This is a genomic window from Streptomyces sp. NPDC002884 (genome assembly GCF_040295245.1).
In the GTDB taxonomy this organism is placed as follows: Bacteria; Actinomycetota; Actinomycetes; order Streptomycetales; family Streptomycetaceae; genus Streptomyces.
The window spans coordinates 35,846-51,611 of the sequence record NZ_JBEOVB010000019.1; the positions used below are offsets into that span (position 1 = coordinate 35,846).

Below are 15,766 nucleotides of genomic sequence, written 5' to 3' on the forward strand. Positions count from 1 at the left end.
CTAGGAGCGGCGGTGGGGGTGGTGCGGGGCGGCGGGCGCCGGAAGTCCGGTGCCGGTCCAGCCGTCGGCCGGCCGGTCGAACCACAGGTGGACCTGGCCGGTGCCGACGGAGTTCTCGTACTCGCCGTACTGGCGGGCCCGGGCGGTGCAGGCCTGTTCGCCGAGGGCGCCGGCCATCATCAGATAGTGGAAGAACTTCGCCTCGGGCCTGTACTTCCAGAACGCGTCCATGGTGTCCAGGACCTTGTCGTGGCGGCCCTCCTTGAACCAGGCGATGCGTTCCCGGTCCGCCTCGCGGGCTTCCGGGGTGCGGATGTGCACCGGGTCGCTGGCCTCGTGGTCACGGATCTCGCGCAGCGGCCAGAAGGTGTGGGAGAGGGCACCGGAGGCGATGACGAGCACCCGGCGGCCGGGGGTCGCGGCGATGCCGTCCGCGAGCGCGCGGCCCAGCCGCAGATGGTCCTCCATGTCGCCGGTCTGACAGACACCGATGGTCACCCACCGCTTGTCGGCCAGCCCCTCGCCCAGGAACTTCCAGAGGTTGATGGTCGCGTAGTAGATCGGCAGGTGGTCGTCCTCGATCGCGGTGATCCAGGTGCCGTGCCTGTCGGCGAACCTCTCGATGTTGTGGGCGAGTTCGGGATCGCCCGGGAAGTCGTACGGCATCCGGCACATGCCGCGCGGCAGCTCCTCGGAGGTGAAGAGCCCGGCCCGGCGCCGCTGGGCGGTGACGACGAACTCGACGGTCGTCGCCCAGTGGGAGTCGAGGACGACGACGGTGTCGTAGTCGTCGGACTCGAAGACGTCCTCGCGCAGCCGGCGCAGGCCGGTGACGAGGGTGATCTCCTTGCCCTCGTTGAGTTCCAGCCGGTCGGCCTCCGGCAGCACGATGGTGGGGACGTGGGCGAGGAGCCCCGCCCCGACGATCTCACCCATGGTTCTTCCATCCGTTCGGCGCGGTGACGGTGTTCTTGAGGTCGCAGTAGAAGTCGAAGCTCCAGCTCCCGCCCTCGCGGCCGACGCCGGAGTGGCGCGCGCCGCCGAAGGGTGCCCGCAGGTCGCGTACGAAGAAGCAGTTGACCCAGACCGTGCCCGCGGCCAGCTGGGCGGTGACCCGTTCGGCGCGCTCCCGGTCCCCCGTGGCGACGGTGGCGGCGAGACCGAAGCGGGTGTCGTCGGCGAGCCGGACCGCCTCGTCCTCGTCGGCGAACGTCTGCAGGGTCAGAACCGGCCCGAAGACCTCCTCCTGCACGATCTCCGAGTCCTGGGCGACATCGGTGAGCAGGGTCGGCGCGTAGTACCGGCCGTCCTTGCGGTGCCCGCCGATGACCGCGCGCGCTCCCGCGGCGATCGCCCGCCGGACGAAGCCGTCGATCTTCTCGAGCTGGCGGGCGTGGATGGTGGGGCCGATGTCGGTGTCCTCCTCGCGGGGATCGCCCTGGGTGAGCGCGCCGGCCTTCTCGACGAACCGCCGGGTGAACTCCTCGGCGACCGACTCCTCGACCAGGAGCCGGGTGGCGGCGAGGCAGACCTGCCCGGCGTTGTCGTACTGCTCCACCGCGAGGTCCACGGCGAGGTCCAGATCCGCGTCCGCGAACACCAGCAGCGGTGACTTGCCGCCGAGTTCGAGACTGAGCGGGGTCAGGTTGGATGCCGCCGACTCCGCGATCCGCCGGGCCGTCGGCACCGAGCCGGTGAAGCTGATGCGGCGCACGTCCGCGTGCGAGGTGAGGGCGTCACCGATCTCCGAGCCGTAGCCCTGGACCACGTTCAGCACGCCGGCAGGCAGTCCCGCCTCGGCGGCGATGTCGGCGAGCAGGGAGGCGGTCAGCGGGGACCACTCGGCGGGTTTGAGGATCACGGTGTTGCCCGCGGCCAGGGCCGGGGCGACCTTCCAGGTGGCCAGCATCAGCGGGGCGTTCCACGGGGTGATGAGCACGCTGGGGCCGGCCGGGTCCCACGAGACGTGGTTGGTGTGGCCGCGCGTCTCGAAGTCCTCGTGGTCCAGCTTCAGCAGCCAGTCGGCGAAGAAGCGGAAGTTGTGCGCCACGCGGGGCATCACGCCCCGGCGGTGCGAGCGCAGCAGGGCGCCGTTGTCGGTGGTCTCCACGATCGCGAGCTCTTCGAGCCGCTTCTCGACCCCGTCGGCGACGGCGTGCAGGACGCGGGCGCGTTCGGCGGGGGCGGTGGCGGCCCAGGAGGGGAAGGCGGCCTTGGCGGCGGCGACGGCGGCCTCGGCCTCGGCGGGCCCGCCGCGGGCGATCTCGCCCAGGGTGCCGCCGTCGATCGGTGAGATGTCGGTGAACGTCCGGGCGGAGGCGACGCGTCGACCGCCGATCCAGTGCCGGGTGTCGACGGAGACACCGGCGACGATGACCTTGTCAGCCATGAGAACGGTTCCTTTCGGGCGAGGGGACGGGGGACCACCCGGGGGCGCGGGCCGTGTCGGTGTGCGGGTCCGCCGCGGGGGCGCGGCCGGCCGCGCGGCATCCGTACGTCGACGAGGACCTCATCCGGCGCCCACCTCCGACGTTCCCGACGCCAGCAGCCGCCCCCCGTCCCACACCACCCCGACCTGCCGGTAGTACGCGGCGATCGGTTCGCGGATCTCCAGTCGGGCCAGCTCCTCGGTGGGCGCCTCGAAGAGCTCCAGCTCGGCGTCGCCTCTCCAGGCCGGTCCCGCCTCGAAGGAGGCGGCGCCGGACTCGATCAGCTCGTCCAGGGCGAAGCCCTTGCCCTTCTCGATCGACGGCAGCAGGCGGTGGTGCGCCATGGGATGCCCGTTGACGAATCCGTTCGTCTCCGACGGCTCCCGCAGGGTCACCACGGCCTGGGCCAGCCGCCGGTCGGCGGCGGCGAGGGTCGCGCCGAACCGGGCTCCCGCCTCGATGCGCGGAGCGGGTCCGTACGGGTGCGGCCGGGTCTGGTGGATCGAGCCCAGCTTCTTCGGGTAGCCCTGGTGCAGCCCGCGGGCGATCGCGAAGTCCTTGTCGACCCAGATGTACACGCAGCGCGAGTACGTCCGCCCCCGGTAGGTGCAGCGGACGACCGCGAAGGCCTCCTTGTACTGGGACAGCACGGGGTCGAGCAGCTCCGTCCCCGAGGCGGAGCAGGACTGCCAGTCGGCCCAGACCAGCGCGACCGCGCCCGGGTCCTCGTCGGCCAACTCCAGGGGTGCGGGCAGCAGTTCACGGACGCGGGCGGGGTCGGTGCGGTACTCGACGGTGAGCAGGTCACCCGAGTAGCGCCACGGCGGGGACGGGATGAGCGACGAGGAGCCCGTCGCCGTTCTGGGGTGGAAGTATCCGCGGACGGTGGTCATGGTCAGGGGGTTCCTTAGGCGGTGGGAGCGGGCTGCCTGAGCAGTTCGGCGCGATGGCGGGCGGCGGCGGACACGGTGGCGGGGCCGCCCAGCGCCACGACGCCGACCAGCCGGTCGTCGTGGTGGTAGCCGACCAGGACGTCCGCGTCCGGATCGCCGTCCAGGACCCGCACGTCGTCCCTGCCGAGCGCGGGCGCGCCGAAGGACTGGAGCCGGAAGCCGTGCTGGTCGCTCCAGAAGGAGGGCAGGGGCGCGAAGGGCGCCGGCTCGGGTCCCTCACCGGCGAGCCGGGCCACCAGCACCTTCGCCGCGTGCTTGGCGGTGTCGGTGGGGATGCACCAGTGCTCGACCCGGCGCGGTACGCCGTCGTAGCGGGCGTTGGGGAAACGTGCCACGTCGCCCACCGCGACCACGTCCGGCCGTCCGCCGACGCGCAGCTGCTCGTCGGTGAGGACCCCGTCGGACAGGTCGAGGCCGTTGCCGTCCAGCCACTCGGTGTTCGCGAGCGAACCGACCGATTCCACCACCACGTCGGCGGGCAGGACGGTCCCGTCGCCGAGCACCACGCCCGTGACCCGGTCCTCGCCCTCGAAGCCGGCGACGCCCGTGCCGAGCACGAAACGCACCCCGTGCTCCTGGTGCCGCTTCAGCAGCGCGCGTCCGAGCAGTTCTCCGAGCGGCCCCACCATGGGCAGGGGCAGCGGGTCGACGACGGTCACCTCGGCGACGCCGAGATCCACGGCGGTGGCGGCCACCTCGCAGCCGATGAACCCGGCGCCCACCACGACCACCCGCACGCCCGGCCCGGTCAGCTCGTCGCGCAGCGCCCGGGCGTCGTCGACGGTGCGGATCGCGTGGCGGCCGGCGAGCGGGCCGGGGCAGCGCAGCCGGCGGGGCCGCATGCCGGTGGCGACGACCAGAGCGTCGTACGCGAGCTCCGAGCCGTCGTCGAGAGTGACGGTCCGCTCGTCGAGGCGGGCGGCGACGGCCCTTCTGCCGAGGCGCCACTCCGCGTCGGCCACGCTCGCGCGGGGACGGAAGGCCAGCGACTCGAAGGACGCCTTCCCGGCCAGCACCTCCTTGGAGAGCGGCGGCCGGTTGTAGGGCATGTGCGGCTCGTCGCCGACGAGCGTGATCGCTCCCGCCCAGCCGGCCGACCGCAGCTGTTCGGCGGCGCGCAGGCCGCCCATGGAGGCGCCGGCCACGACGACGCGTGCACGGTGCGAGGTCATGATCAGGCCTCGATCCGGATGGCCTGGAGCGGACAGACGTCGGCGGCTTCCTCGACCTCGTCGAGCAGCGCGTCGTCGGGGTCGCTGACGTAGGCCAGGCGCCCGTTCCCGTCGAGCTGGAAGACGTCGGGAGCCGCGAAGACGCACTGGCCGTGGTCCTGGCACTTGTTCATGTCGACGACGACCTTCATGGCCGGTCCTCCTGGGAGTGTGGGGGCCCGACCGCTGTCGGCCGGGCCCCGGCCAGGAGGTCCGAGGACCGGACCTCCAACTCATTTGGCTTCAAACAACATAGGAAGCCGCACACCCCTGGTCAATACCTGTCCAGGTGGATAATTTTTTGCTGCCGACCCCTTGCGGGCCGATGGGGCCGTTCATATCGTTTGGCACCAAACAACTGGCACCAGCCGCCGAGGAGACCACGGTGAGCGCAACGCAGACACCGGACCCCCGCCAGTACCAGGAGCGGCTCGCCGCCGAAGGCATCGACGTGGTCCGGGTGACCTATCCCGACCTCATCGGCACCGACCGGGCCCGCGACGTCCTGCTCGACCAACTGCCGACGGTCTGCGAGCACGGGCTCGCGTTCTGCCGGGCCGTCTACCACACCTCGCCCCAGGGGGACGTCGTCCCGGTGAGCGGCGGCCTGGACGCCGGCCTGCCCGACGTCACCGTGCGCCCGGACCTCGACACCCTGGTCGCACTCCCCTGGGAGCCCGGGGTCGCGACCTGTCTCGGCGAGGTGATCGACCCGGCGACCGGGGCGCCCGCCGCCGAGTCACCCCGTGACCTGCTGCGCTCGGTACTCGCCCGGTGCGCCGAACAGGGACTGCGCCCGGTGGTCGGCCCCGAACTCGAGTACTTCCTGTGCGACGCGGACCCGGCGTCCGTGAGCGGGTACCGGCGCTACTCGGGAGCCACCGGTGTCGTCTACACGGCCGGCCTGCGCGCCGACCCCGACAACCACCTGCTGCGCACCCTGCGCCTGCTGCGCGACCTCCGCATCGGTGTCACCAACGGCAACCACGAGTTCGACGGCGGCCAGTTCGAGATCAACCTGACGCACTCCGAGGCCCTGTCGGCCGCCGACCGCGCCTTTCGCTTCAAGGCCGCCGTCAAGGAACTCGCGCGCAGGGAGGGACGGCTCGCCACCTTCATGGCCAAACCGTTCAACGACGCGGGCGGCTCCGGCTTCCACCTCCATCTGTCCTTCGAGGCATCCGACGAGGACGGCGGGCGCAACGTCCTCGACGACCCCTCCGGCCCCTACGGCCTGTCCGCCACCGCACGCCACGCGATCGCCGGCCTCCTCGCCCACGCCCCGGCCCTCGCCGCACTCGCCAACCCCACGGTCAACTCCTACAAGCGCTTCGGCCCGGACACCCTCGCGCCCTGGCTGATCGACTGGGGGCTGGACAACCGCAGCGCCATGGTCCGCATCCCGCCCGAGCGCGGCTCCGGCGCCCGTCTGGAGCTGCGGCTCGGCGACGCCGGCGCCAACCCGTACCTGCTGATCGCGGGCACGATCGCCGCCGCCCTGCTCGGTGTGCGGGCGGGGGAGGAGCCGCCCGCCCCGCTGGAGGGCTACGGCTACGACACCAGCCGGGCGGCCGTCCTGCCGACGGACCTGTCCGCCGCCCTCGACGCGCTGGAAGCGGACACCGCCCTCAGCGACGTGCTGGGCAAGGACTTCACCACCTCGTACCTCGGCTACAAGCGCAACGAGGTCGAACGCTTCCGACGGCATGTCACCGACTGGGAGTTCACCGAGTACGCCTACCACCTGTGACGTCCAGGAGACCGAACACCATGACCACTTCCGCCCCGCTCCCCTCCGTGCGCGAAGCCGTGCCGGCACCCATGCCGCTGGACGAGGTGAACCTCGCCGACCTCGACAACTTCACCGACGGGGTCACGCCCTGGCGCATGTTCCACACCCTGCGCCACCAGGACCCGGTGCACTGGCAGCCCGAAGAGGCGCCGAACAGCGGCTTCTGGGCGCTGACCCGGCACGCGGACATCGCCCGCGTCGACCGCGACGCGGAGACCTTCACCTCGACGCGGTTCGTCAACCTGGAGGAGGTGGACGACGACCAGATCAAGAAACGCGCCTCCATCCTGGAGCTCGACGGAGTGCGTCACCGGGCGCTGCGCAGCCTGATCCAGCGGCAGTTCGGCGCGGGCGTGATCAACGGCTACACCGACTTCCTGCGCGGCCTCACCGCCACCACCCTGGACAAGGCGCTCGCGAAGGGCACCTTCGACTTCGTCGCCGACGTCTCCGCCGACTTCCCCATCAACGTCCTCGCCCGGCTCCTCGACGTGCCGCCGGAGGACAACCAGCGGCTCATCGACTGGGGCAACCGCATCATCGGCAACACCGACCCCGACTACGCGGACGTCCTGCTGCACAGCGCGGAGAGCGAGCAGTACCGTGACCTGCCGTTCCGCTCGCCCGCCTCGCTGGAGGTCTTCGACTACGGCCGGGAACTGGCCCGGCAGCGGCGCGGCGAGGACGGCACCGACCTGGTCTCGCGCCTGGTCAACACCCCACCGCGCGACGGCGTCCCGCTCTCCGGGCAGGACTTCGACAACTACTTCCTGCTCCTTGTCGTGGCGGGCAACGAGACGACCCGGCACACCATCACGCACTCGATGCTGGCCCTGCTCCAGCACCCGGAGCAGCTCGCCCGCCTCCAGCAGGACCCGTCGCTGATCCCGGTCGCGGTCGAGGAGTTCCTGCGCTGGGCGTCGCCCGTCTACCACTTCCGCCGCACGGCGACCCGGGACGTGGAACTGGGCGGCAAGCGCGTCAAGGAGGGGGACAAGGTCGTCATGTGGTTCGCGTCCGGCAACCGCGACGAGGAGGTCTTCGGCAACCCGTACGACTTCGACGTCAGCCGGCGGAACAACGACCACGTCACCTTCGGCAAGGGCAGCCCGCACCTGTGCCTGGGCAACCTGCTGGCCCGCACCGAGATCCGCATCATGTTCGAGGAGCTGATCCCGCGTCTCGCCGGCATCCGGCTGGCCGGGGAGGTCCCGCGCGTGCGGTCCAACTTCGTCAACGGCATCAAGAAGCTGCCGGTAGAGGTGACCCTGGCCTGATCACGTCAAGCGCGCCCGTGCCTTCGCGCTCGGGTGTCCGCGCCCGGTACGACGGCGCTCGCGCCGCCGGCCGGGGGAGGACCCCCGGCCGGCGGGCGCTCGATGTACCGGTCAGAGCTGGCCGGACGACGCGATGGTGATCTTCGCCGAGGTCTTGCCGCTGCCCGAGCCGTAGGACTCGATCTTCTTGACGAGGGCCATGCTGTCCTCGTCGGCGACCTCGCCGAACACCACGTGCTTGCCGTCGAGCCAACCGGTGACGACCGTGGTGACGAAGAACTGCGAGCCGTTGGTGTTGCGGCCCGCGTTGGCCATGGAGAGCAGGCCGGGACGGTCGTGCTTGAGCGTGAAGTTCTCGTCGGCGAACTTCTCGCCGTAGATGCTCTTGCCGCCCGTGCCGTCGCCGCGGGTGAAGTCACCGCCCTGGAGCATGAACTCGGGGATGACCCGGTGGAAGGAGGAGCCGGCGAAGCCGAAGCCCTTCTCGCCGGTGGCCAGCGCGCGGAAGTTCTCCGCCGTCTTGGGGACGACGTCGTCGAACAGGTTGAAGTTGATCCGCCCGGCGGGCTTGTCGTCGATGGTGATGTCGAAGTAGATCTTGATGGTCATGGTTACATCCTGCACGGTCTCGCGAGCGCTGCCGAATCGAGGGGTCGTGTCGGCCCTCACACTCGCCGTCCGGGACGGTCGCGGAGGGCTCCGCTCAGTCGACAGGCCAGGTGTGGGCAGGGGCGTTGAGGTGCATGTAGTCGATGTAGAGCTGCGTCATCCGCCGCAGTGCCTCATGGCGCCCGGCCTGGGCGGAGGCGGTGATGCGATGGAACATCTCCTTCTGCCAGACGGCGCCGTTACGGCCCGTGACACACCGCTGCTCGATGATCCCGAGCAGCGGCTCCCGCCATGCCGCGTCCATCCCGGAGAGCTCCAGTCCCCGGTGGGCCAGCGGCAGCAGGCGACGCAGGACGAGCTCGGCCACCGGCGCCTCTCCCATGCCGGGCCAGTACAGCCGGGCGTCGATGCCGTCCCGCGCCGCCGTGTGCAGATTGTCCTCGGCGGCCCGGAAGGACATCCGTGACCACACCGGCCGCTCGTCCTCCACCAGGGCCCGGGTGAGCCCGTAGTAGAAGGCGCCGTTGGCGAGGGTGTCGGCGACGGTCGGTCCGGCCGGCAGACAGCGGTTCTCCACCCTCACGTGCGGCTGGTCGTGGGCGACGGCGTAGACCGGGCGGTTCCACCGGTAGATGGTGCCGTTGTGCAGGGTCAGCTCACCCAGTTCCGGAACGTCCCCTCCGGCCAGCGTCTCGCGCGGATCCTGCTCCTCGCACAGGGGCAGCAGCGCGGGGAAGTAGCGCAGGTTCTCCTCGAAGAGATCGAAGACGCTGGTGATCCACCGCTCGCCGAACCAGACCCGGGGCCGTACGCCCTGCACCTTGATCTCCTGCGGGCGGGTGTCGGTCGCCTGCTCGAACAGCGGGATGCGGGTCTCGTGCCACAACTCCTTCCCGAACAGGAACGGTGAGTTGGCCGCCAGCGCCACCTGCACGCCGGCGACCGCCTGCGCCGCGTTCCAGTAGGCGGCGAACTCGTCGGGGGAGACCTGGAGATGGAACTGCGTACTGGTGCACGCGGCCTCCGGGGTGATCGTGTCCGCGTAGGTCCGCAGCCGGTCCACACCGTCCAGCTCGATGTGCAGGTCCTCGCCCCGCGCGGCGAACACCTGATCGTTGAGCAGCCGGTAGCGGGCGTTCTCCGACAGCGCCGACTCCCCGACGTCGTCCTGCCGCAGCGTCGGGAGAATGCCAATCATGATCAGATGCGTGCCGACCGTCCGGGCACGCTGCTCGGCGTGGTTGAGCGCGGCACGGATCTCGGCTTCCCAGGCGTCGGGGCCGCCCTGCGTCAGACGGCGCGGCGGCACGTTGATCTCGAGGTTGAAGCGGCCGAGCTCGGTGGCCCAGGCAGGATCCGCGATCGCGTCGAGCACGTCGTTGTTGCGCATCGTCGGCTCGGCCTCGTCGTCGACCAGGTTCAGCTCGATCTCGAGACCCACCTGGGGCCGCTCGGACTCGAACCGCGACTCGCGCAGCATCTGCGCGAACACGTCGAGGCACTCCTGCATCTTGATCCGGTACCGGCGGCGGTCCTCGCGGGTGAAGACCAGCGCCGGGACATCACGTCCCATCGGTCCTCCAGGCTTGTCCTGGGTCGGACGCCCTCACCTCCAGCGTCGCACCACCGGACGCCCCTCACCATGCGGGCGGCGCGGCCCGCGGCGCGGCCGCCGGGCGACCCGACACCCCGGGGGTCTATGTGATCGGTTCGGTCAGCCGGGCCACCTCCTGTGCGGCGTCCCGGGCCGCCCGCTCGGCCCGGTCCACCGCCTCGGCGGCGGTCCGCAGCCGTTCCTCGGCCTCCTCGCGCTCCCGCTCGGCGCGCCGGAGCTCCTGCTGCGCCGCGCGCAGCCGCTCCTGCGCCGCGGACTCGTGCGCACGGGCCCGCTCGTGCCGGTCGCGGGCCCGCCGCAGCGACGCGTCGGCGTCGGCCTGTCCGGCGCTCAGCTCCCGCAGCCGGTGATCGGCGGCCTCGGCCGACCTGCGGGCCCGGCCGAGCTCCTGCTTCCGCCGGCGGCGCCGCTCGGCGAGTTCGTCCTTCGCCCGGGGACGCGATTCCGGCGGCGGGGACGCCGGCCGGGCCGCCCGGCGCGCGGGGCCGGCCGCCGTGGCGTCGACGGACGGAAAGCCGGACGGCGGGGTGAGGGCGCTCACCAGGCGGCCGGCGGCCCACTGCTCCGCCGCGTCCTCGTCGGCCAGCACGGCGCGCAGGGTGGTTTCGACGTCCTGCTGAGCCGCGCCCGACAACCGGTGCCCGGCCTCACGAGCCAGCTGGGCGGCCTGTCGGGCGAGCGCGGAGACGACGCTCCGGCGCTGCTCGGACAGCTCCTTGACCCCGTCGGCGTCCAGGGTCCGGTACGCCTCGCGCAGCGCCCGCCCGAGCTCCAGGAACCGCCCGCTCTCCCGTGGCTGCGAGCGCAGCAGCAGGTTCGCCGCCCAGGCCGCGAGCGTGGGGCGCCGGGCGCCATGGATCCGACGGGCATCGTCCCCGCGCCCGTCGCGCTCGGCTTCGGCGGCCAGCTGCTCACGGCGGGCCACGAAGCCGGACGGCGGTGTCGCGTAGAGCTCGTCGAGCACCCGCTCCACGTCGTGCCCCGCGGCGGCTCGCGCGGGCCGAGCGGGTCGTACACCCTTTCGCGCCATGATCGTCAGAGTCCACCCGGCCCGGCTCCCGCGCATCCCGGCGGAGGGAGGCGGGAGGCGGGAGGCGGGAGGCGGGTCGGTGGGGGCTGGGTTCCGGCCAACCTGATCGCTCCTGAGTACGCGTACTCAGGTCCGGGGGCGATCACCCCGGCAGAGTGTGGGGTTCATGACATCTCACGGAGGAGCGAACATGAACCGAGCGAGAAAAGCCCTGGTCATGACGGTGCTGGCCGCCTCTGCCCTGACGGGCGCCGGCGCCGTGCCCGCCGCCGCGGCCGGGGACCCCCTGCTGCCGCACCCCGGTCCGGACGGCCTGGTGTGGGTGCCGGAGTGGACGGGCGACGGCGGGGTCGCGTCGGGGGGCGCCTGGGAGGGCCTGCCGACCGTCCTCACGGTGGCGTGCGAGGGCGGTGGCAGCGTGCGGGTGACGATGCGGCAGGAGGCCGAGGTCGCCGCCTTCTCGGTCGACTGTCCGGCCGGAACCGCCGGGGTGGGCGCGGTGACCATGGCCGCCGGCGTCGTGCGACCGGGGTCCTTCACCGTGGGAGTCGACGCCTCGGCGGACGGCGTCCGGTGGTCGCTGACGGTGACTCAGCCGGAGTAGCGGGCCGCCCCCGGAGCGGCGGGCGCCGCGGAGCAGCGGGGCCGCCCCCGGAGCTGCGGGCGCCCCGGCAGCGGTACGGAGACCGCCTCCGTCGGTCGCCCGGGTGCACAGGATGCGTCGTCAGAGGAGCGGGTTCAGACTGAGGGCGTGACTGGCATGTACACCAAAAAGCGGTCGGGGAGTGCGCAGGAGGGCCCGCGCCGGCCTTCGCAGTCGGTGGCGCTCGCGGCCATGATGTTCGCGGTGGCGATGACGTTCATCGACCAGACGATCGTGTCGATCGCCGCCCCGGACATCGTCAGCGAACTCGGCCTGTCCGCCTCCGGGATGCAGTGGATCGTCAACGCCTATCTGCTGTCGTTGGCCGCGTTCTTCGCCCTCGGCGGACGCCTGGCGGACCTGCTCGGACCCCGCCGCGTCGTCGTGGCGGGCACCCTGGTGTTCGTCGTCTCGTCGGTCCTGTGCGGCTGCGTGCCCAGCGGCGACTTCGCACTGACCTGGCTCATCGTCTTCCGGTCGACTCAAGGGCTCGGCGCGGCCCTGCTCTTCCCCGCGGCGCTCGCGGTGGTCGTGGCGGTCTTCCCGGTGGAGCGACGCGGTCGCGCCCTGGCCCTGTTCTTCGGTGTCACCGGCGCCCTGACCGCCCTCGGGCCGCTCCTCGGCGGCTGGCTCACCGAGTGGACCTGGCGGGCGATCTTCTGGGTCAACGTGCCCGTGGCCGTCGTCGCGTTGATCCTGACCGCCCTCGCCCATGTGTCCGATCGCCGCCGTGACGAGCCCCTGGACGTGCGGGGCGCGGTACTGATCGCGGTCGGCATGGGCGTGAGCGTGCTCGGCTTCCAGCAGGCGTCGGCCTGGGGCTGGGACAGCGTGCTCACCTGGGTCTGCATCGTGGGCGGTCTGGCGGTGCTGTGGCTGTTCTGCCGCTACGAACTGCGCACGGCCCACCCGTTGGTCAAGCTCGCGGTCTTCCGGGACCGCGCCTTCGTGGCCGACGGACTCGTGCTGTTCTTCGCCATGTTCGCGTTCGTCCCGCTGTTCTTCTTCGCCTCCGTCTACGCGCAGGTGTCCCTGAGCGCCTCGCCCAACCAGGCGGCCCTGTACCTGCTGTACTTCTTCGTGGGCTTCGCGCTCGCCTCGCAGTGGGGCGGGCGGATCCTGGACAAACGAGGCGCGCGGCCGGCCATGAAGATCGGTTGTGTGGTCGGAGCGGTGGGCTTCGCGCTGTGGGCGGGGAAGCTGACCGATCTGTCCATGCACGACCAGTGGCCCTACGCGGCCCTCGCGGGCGCCGGTATCGGCTTCATCCTCGCGCCCGCCTCCACCGACGCGGTGAACCGGTCGATCGACGCCTCCTACGGTGAGGTCACCGGCATCACGCAGACGATCCGCAACTACGCCGCGAGCGTGGGCCTGGCGCTCTTCGGCACCCTGCTGACCCACCGCATGACCGACAACGTCACCGACACGCTCCAGTCGCGTGGCGTGCCGTCCGGGGCCGCGGAGGGCGCGGCGAGGAACGTCGCCGAGGCGATCACCGGCAACGCCGACGACCGGCAGCTCAGCGGCAGCGGCCCGGTCGCGCGGACGGTGCAGGACTCGATGGCCGCGATCCGGATGGACTTCGCCGAGGCCAACCAGTGGGTGTTCTACGGGATGGCGATCGCTCTGGGCATCGGCTACCTGTGCGCGCTCCGGCACCCCGGCGGCACCAGCGGCACGGAACGGACCGACGAGCCCTCGGACGACCGCTCCCACACCCCTGACCGGTCCCCCTGACGACGACGGCGGATGGCTGACGGCCGATAGCTCACGGGCAATGGCCGTCGGGTGACGGACGACGGGCGTCGGGCGTTGGGCGGAAGCCGGGAAGACCCGAGGGCTTTCCCGGCTTCCGGGTCTCAGCGGCTGCGAACGGCGCTGGTGGTGAAGAATCCCACGGCCGCGGCGCTGAGCAGGGCGCAGAAGGCGAGGAGGGCGGTACGTCGCATCGAGGGGCCTTTCCGGTGATGACGGATGGGTTCTGCACAACGCCGGTCGGCCCCGTGTCGCTTCGCCCCCGGACCGACCCCACCCGTACGGACGCGGCCAAGCGTGTGCGCGCGTCGCCCGATCCCGTGAGACCGAGCCCGAGCCCGTTCCCGTGGGACCGGTGCCGCGAGCCCGGTGCCGGACCCCGGTGCGCGATGCCGGCGTCCGGCGGCTCGGGCGTTCACGTGCCCACCCGTGCGGGCCGTGGCGTCACGTGCCCACCCGTACGGGCCGCCGGAGCAGATAGGCCCCCGCCGCCGAGACGAGGACGGCCATGCACGCGATGAACACCAGCCCGGCACCCTCCAGGCCGAGCGGACCCACCAGCACGCCGACGCCGATCACCGGCACCGAGATGCCCGCGTAGGCCACCACGAAGAGCGTCGAGATCACCGCCGCGCGCCGGTCCTCGGGAGACGCCCCGGCCACCGCGGACAGCGCCCCGCGGAACGCCAGCCCCTGCCCCATCCCGCCGACGATCGCGCTCAGCACCACCAACGGCAGCGACTCCCACCGCAACGCGCCCGCGAGCAGCGCCAGCCCGGCCAGGAGCGCGGCGCAGCCCACCGGCAGCGACCGCCCGACACCGACCCGGCCGACGACCAACTGCCCGGCGGTCGAGGCGAAGAAGGCCAGCGCGACGATGAGACCGCTCACGGCGTGGTTGCGCACATCGAGGGAGTCGGCGAGGAACGCCGGACTGACCGACGTGAACACGCCGAACAGCGCGAACCCCACGAACGAGGCGATCGCCGCCGGCGCGAACACCGTCCGCACCTCCGGGGGGAGGCCGGGCCGCTGCGGCCGTACGGTGCTCAGCGGTGCCCGGTGCCGCACGGTCTCCGGGAGCCACGCCACGACGGCGACCGAGCAGGCCACCAGGACGAGATGCACGGCGAACGGCAGGTACAGCGGCCGATCGGCGTACTGCGCGAGCACTCCGGCGAGCAGCGGACCGCAGCCCAGCCCGCCCATGTTGGCGGCCGTCGCGACGAACGTGGCCCGCGAGGCGCCGCCGGGCGGCGCCAGGTCCATCACGTACGCCGTCGCGGCCCCGGTGAACAGCCCGGCGGACAGCCCCGACAACAGCCGCCCCGCGTACAGCCAGCCCAGCCCGGTGGCGGCCAGGAAACACACGGCGCTCGCCGCCGCGCATCCCAGGCCCGCCATCAGCACCGGACGTCTGCCCACGGTGTCCGAGGCGTTGCCCGCCAGCAGCAGCACACCGATGACTCCGAAGGCGTAGACCGCGTACACGACGGTGACCGTCAGCTCGGAGAAGCCGAACTTCTCCTGGTAGAGGCCGTAGAGGGGAGTCGGCAGCGTGGTGCCGGCCATGCACACGGCGAAGACGGCTCCGCCGAGCAGACAGGGGAGCCATCCTCGGTGATCACGGTCCATGCCGGGGACAGTAACCCCGCGCGGGGCCGCGCCGAGGCCCGACGTGCCCGACATCCCGCGAGTCGCCGCCGCCGTCCCGGCCGCCCCGCCGTTCCCGCAGCCGGCGGGCGACGCGGGCGACGCGGGCGACGGGGGCGGTGGCGAAGTGAAGCGTCAGTCCACCGGCGATAGCCGCGCGCGCCCGAACCACTCCCTGGTCGCCCCACCGCTGGAGAGAGCCACCAGCACGGCGCCCAGCGCGGCGCCGGCGCTCCAGGCGAAGTGCTGGGCCAGGGCCGCGACCGAGCCGCCCAGGACGATCACCCAGCCGACGGCGACCGCGCCCCCGCGCACCGCACCGCCGCCGCCGGCGAACCTCGCCGAGATGACCAGCGACGCCACGGCGAGCCCCGCGCACCCCGTCGCCGCGAGCAGCAGCATCCCGACGACCGGTGCGCCCAGAGCGCCGGACTCGAAGACGGCGGCTGCCACGGCCAGTCGTATCGAGCAGGCGATGCCCGACAGGCCCAGGGCGACGAGCAGCATGCGGGCATATACGGCGGTAACAGGCATACGAGTCATAGGGATTCCTTGTGCCGTGCGGGCGTCGGTCGCCGGGGGCGTGGGACACGGCGGGCCGGCCGGGCCACCGTAGTCGTCGAGGTCAGCGGGCCGACACCCCTTCGACGAAGGCGGCGACGACCCGTCGCGCGCTCTCGGGACGTGACGCCGCGGCCGAGGCGCCGCGCCGGATGTGACGGCTCCCATTGCACTCATGGCACCGCAGCGGTGAGTCTCTCCTCGCACGAAATTCCGAAGAACTGTTATCCGGTGG

14 protein-coding genes are annotated in these 15,766 nt (G+C 72.2%); 4 read left to right on the forward strand and 10 right to left on the reverse strand.

The features are described 5' to 3' along the window. The 5 genes from ABT070_RS30255 to ABT070_RS30275 form a co-directional block, all read right to left on the reverse strand. Entirely contained in the window at positions 1-936 is a 936-nt protein-coding gene (locus tag ABT070_RS30255; protein ID WP_351765144.1) for a 3,4-dihydroxyphenylacetate 2,3-dioxygenase, read from the reverse strand. Beyond that, entirely contained in the window at positions 929-2,389 is a 1,461-nt protein-coding gene (locus tag ABT070_RS30260; RefSeq protein WP_351765145.1) for an aldehyde dehydrogenase, read from the reverse strand. The genes ABT070_RS30255 and ABT070_RS30260 overlap by 8 nt, the downstream gene beginning before the upstream one ends. Before the next feature lie 120 nt (positions 2,390-2,509). Then, a complete protein-coding gene (locus ABT070_RS30265) occupies positions 2,510-3,322 on the reverse strand; it encodes an acetoacetate decarboxylase family protein (protein ID WP_351765147.1) in 813 nt (270 codons plus the stop codon). A gap of 14 nt (positions 3,323-3,336) precedes the next feature. Continuing rightward, positions 3,337-4,554: an NAD(P)/FAD-dependent oxidoreductase gene (locus ABT070_RS30270; protein WP_351765149.1), complete on the reverse strand. Its 1,218-nt coding sequence runs from the start codon at positions 4,552-4,554 to the stop codon at positions 3,337-3,339. 2 nt (positions 4,555-4,556) lie between these two features. After that, positions 4,557-4,745 carry a ferredoxin gene (locus ABT070_RS30275; protein ID WP_086755097.1) on the reverse strand — a complete coding sequence of 63 codons (189 nt, stop codon included), beginning with the start codon at positions 4,743-4,745 and terminating at the stop codon, positions 4,557-4,559. Positions 4,746-4,978: 233 nt separating this feature from the next. Between ABT070_RS30275 and ABT070_RS30280 the strand changes: the two genes are divergently transcribed. Together ABT070_RS30280 and ABT070_RS30285 are read left to right on the forward strand one after the other, a co-directional pair. Further along, on the forward strand, positions 4,979-6,343 hold the full coding sequence (locus ABT070_RS30280) for a glutamine synthetase family protein (RefSeq protein WP_351765151.1): 1,365 nt from the start codon (positions 4,979-4,981) through the stop codon (positions 6,341-6,343). Between the two features lie 20 nt (positions 6,344-6,363). Beyond that, entirely contained in the window at positions 6,364-7,662 is a 1,299-nt protein-coding gene (locus tag ABT070_RS30285) for a cytochrome P450 (RefSeq protein ID WP_351765153.1), read from the forward strand. A 111-nt stretch (positions 7,663-7,773) separates the two neighbouring features. Here ABT070_RS30285 and ABT070_RS30290 read toward each other — a convergent pair whose 3' ends face one another. The 3 genes from ABT070_RS30290 to ABT070_RS30300 form a co-directional block, all read right to left on the reverse strand. Next, a complete protein-coding gene (locus tag ABT070_RS30290) occupies positions 7,774-8,271 on the reverse strand; it encodes a peptidylprolyl isomerase (RefSeq protein WP_351765154.1) in 498 nt (165 codons plus the stop codon). A 94-nt stretch (positions 8,272-8,365) separates the two neighbouring features. Continuing rightward, entirely contained in the window at positions 8,366-9,844 is a 1,479-nt protein-coding gene (locus ABT070_RS30295; protein WP_351765156.1) for a glutamate-cysteine ligase family protein, read from the reverse strand. A gap of 124 nt (positions 9,845-9,968) precedes the next feature. Continuing rightward, positions 9,969-10,916: a hypothetical protein gene (locus tag ABT070_RS30300; protein ID WP_351765157.1), complete on the reverse strand. Its 948-nt coding sequence runs from the start codon at positions 10,914-10,916 to the stop codon at positions 9,969-9,971. Between the two features lie 190 nt (positions 10,917-11,106). On the opposite strand from ABT070_RS30300, the gene ABT070_RS30305 reads away from it, so the two are divergent. Together ABT070_RS30305 and ABT070_RS30310 are read left to right on the forward strand one after the other, a co-directional pair. Then, positions 11,107-11,520, forward strand: coding sequence for a hypothetical protein (locus tag ABT070_RS30305; RefSeq protein WP_351765159.1), 414 nt, complete (start codon positions 11,107-11,109; stop codon positions 11,518-11,520). A 156-nt stretch (positions 11,521-11,676) separates the two neighbouring features. Beyond that, positions 11,677-13,299, forward strand: a complete 1,623-nt coding sequence (locus tag ABT070_RS30310; RefSeq protein ID WP_351765297.1) for an MFS transporter — start codon at positions 11,677-11,679, stop codon at positions 13,297-13,299. Between the two features lie 462 nt (positions 13,300-13,761). On the opposite strand, the gene ABT070_RS30315 is transcribed toward ABT070_RS30310, so the two are convergent. Both ABT070_RS30315 and ABT070_RS30320 read right to left on the reverse strand, forming a co-directional pair. Then, the gene (locus ABT070_RS30315; RefSeq protein WP_351765161.1) at positions 13,762-14,952 is read right to left on the reverse strand and encodes an MFS transporter; all 1,191 of its coding nucleotides are present in this window, start codon (positions 14,950-14,952) and stop codon (positions 13,762-13,764) included. Positions 14,953-15,105: 153 nt separating this feature from the next. Beyond that, complete coding sequence (locus ABT070_RS30320) at positions 15,106-15,513, reverse strand: hypothetical protein (protein WP_351765163.1); 408 nt, start codon at positions 15,511-15,513, stop codon at positions 15,106-15,108. Between the last annotated feature and the right edge of the window lie 253 nt (positions 15,514-15,766).

Excerpts from the sequence above, each read along its gene's own strand:
- ABT070_RS30255 (WP_351765144.1), bottom strand. The coding sequence starts at position 936 with ATGGGTGAGATCGTCGGGGCGGGGCTCCTCGCCCACGTCCCCACCATC.
- ABT070_RS30260 (WP_351765145.1), bottom strand. The coding sequence starts at position 2,389 with ATGGCTGACAAGGTCATCGTCGCCGGTGTCTCCGTCGACACCCGGCAC.
- ABT070_RS30265 (WP_351765147.1), bottom strand. The coding sequence starts at position 3,322 with ATGACCACCGTCCGCGGATACTTCCACCCCAGAACGGCGACGGGCTCC.
- ABT070_RS30270 (WP_351765149.1), bottom strand. The coding sequence starts at position 4,554 with ATGACCTCGCACCGTGCACGCGTCGTCGTGGCCGGCGCCTCCATGGGC.
- ABT070_RS30275 (WP_086755097.1), bottom strand. The coding sequence starts at position 4,745 with ATGAAGGTCGTCGTCGACATGAACAAGTGCCAGGACCACGGCCAGTGC.
- ABT070_RS30285 (WP_351765153.1), top strand. The coding sequence starts at position 6,364 with ATGACCACTTCCGCCCCGCTCCCCTCCGTGCGCGAAGCCGTGCCGGCA.
- ABT070_RS30290 (WP_351765154.1), bottom strand. The coding sequence starts at position 8,271 with ATGACCATCAAGATCTACTTCGACATCACCATCGACGACAAGCCCGCC.
- ABT070_RS30295 (WP_351765156.1), bottom strand. The coding sequence starts at position 9,844 with ATGGGACGTGATGTCCCGGCGCTGGTCTTCACCCGCGAGGACCGCCGC.
- ABT070_RS30300 (WP_351765157.1), bottom strand. The coding sequence starts at position 10,916 with ATGGCGCGAAAGGGTGTACGACCCGCTCGGCCCGCGCGAGCCGCCGCG.
- ABT070_RS30305 (WP_351765159.1), top strand. The coding sequence starts at position 11,107 with ATGAACCGAGCGAGAAAAGCCCTGGTCATGACGGTGCTGGCCGCCTCT.
- ABT070_RS30310 (WP_351765297.1), top strand. The coding sequence starts at position 11,677 with ATGTACACCAAAAAGCGGTCGGGGAGTGCGCAGGAGGGCCCGCGCCGG.
- ABT070_RS30315 (WP_351765161.1), bottom strand. The coding sequence starts at position 14,952 with ATGGACCGTGATCACCGAGGATGGCTCCCCTGTCTGCTCGGCGGAGCC.
- ABT070_RS30320 (WP_351765163.1), bottom strand. The coding sequence starts at position 15,513 with ATGACTCGTATGCCTGTTACCGCCGTATATGCCCGCATGCTGCTCGTC.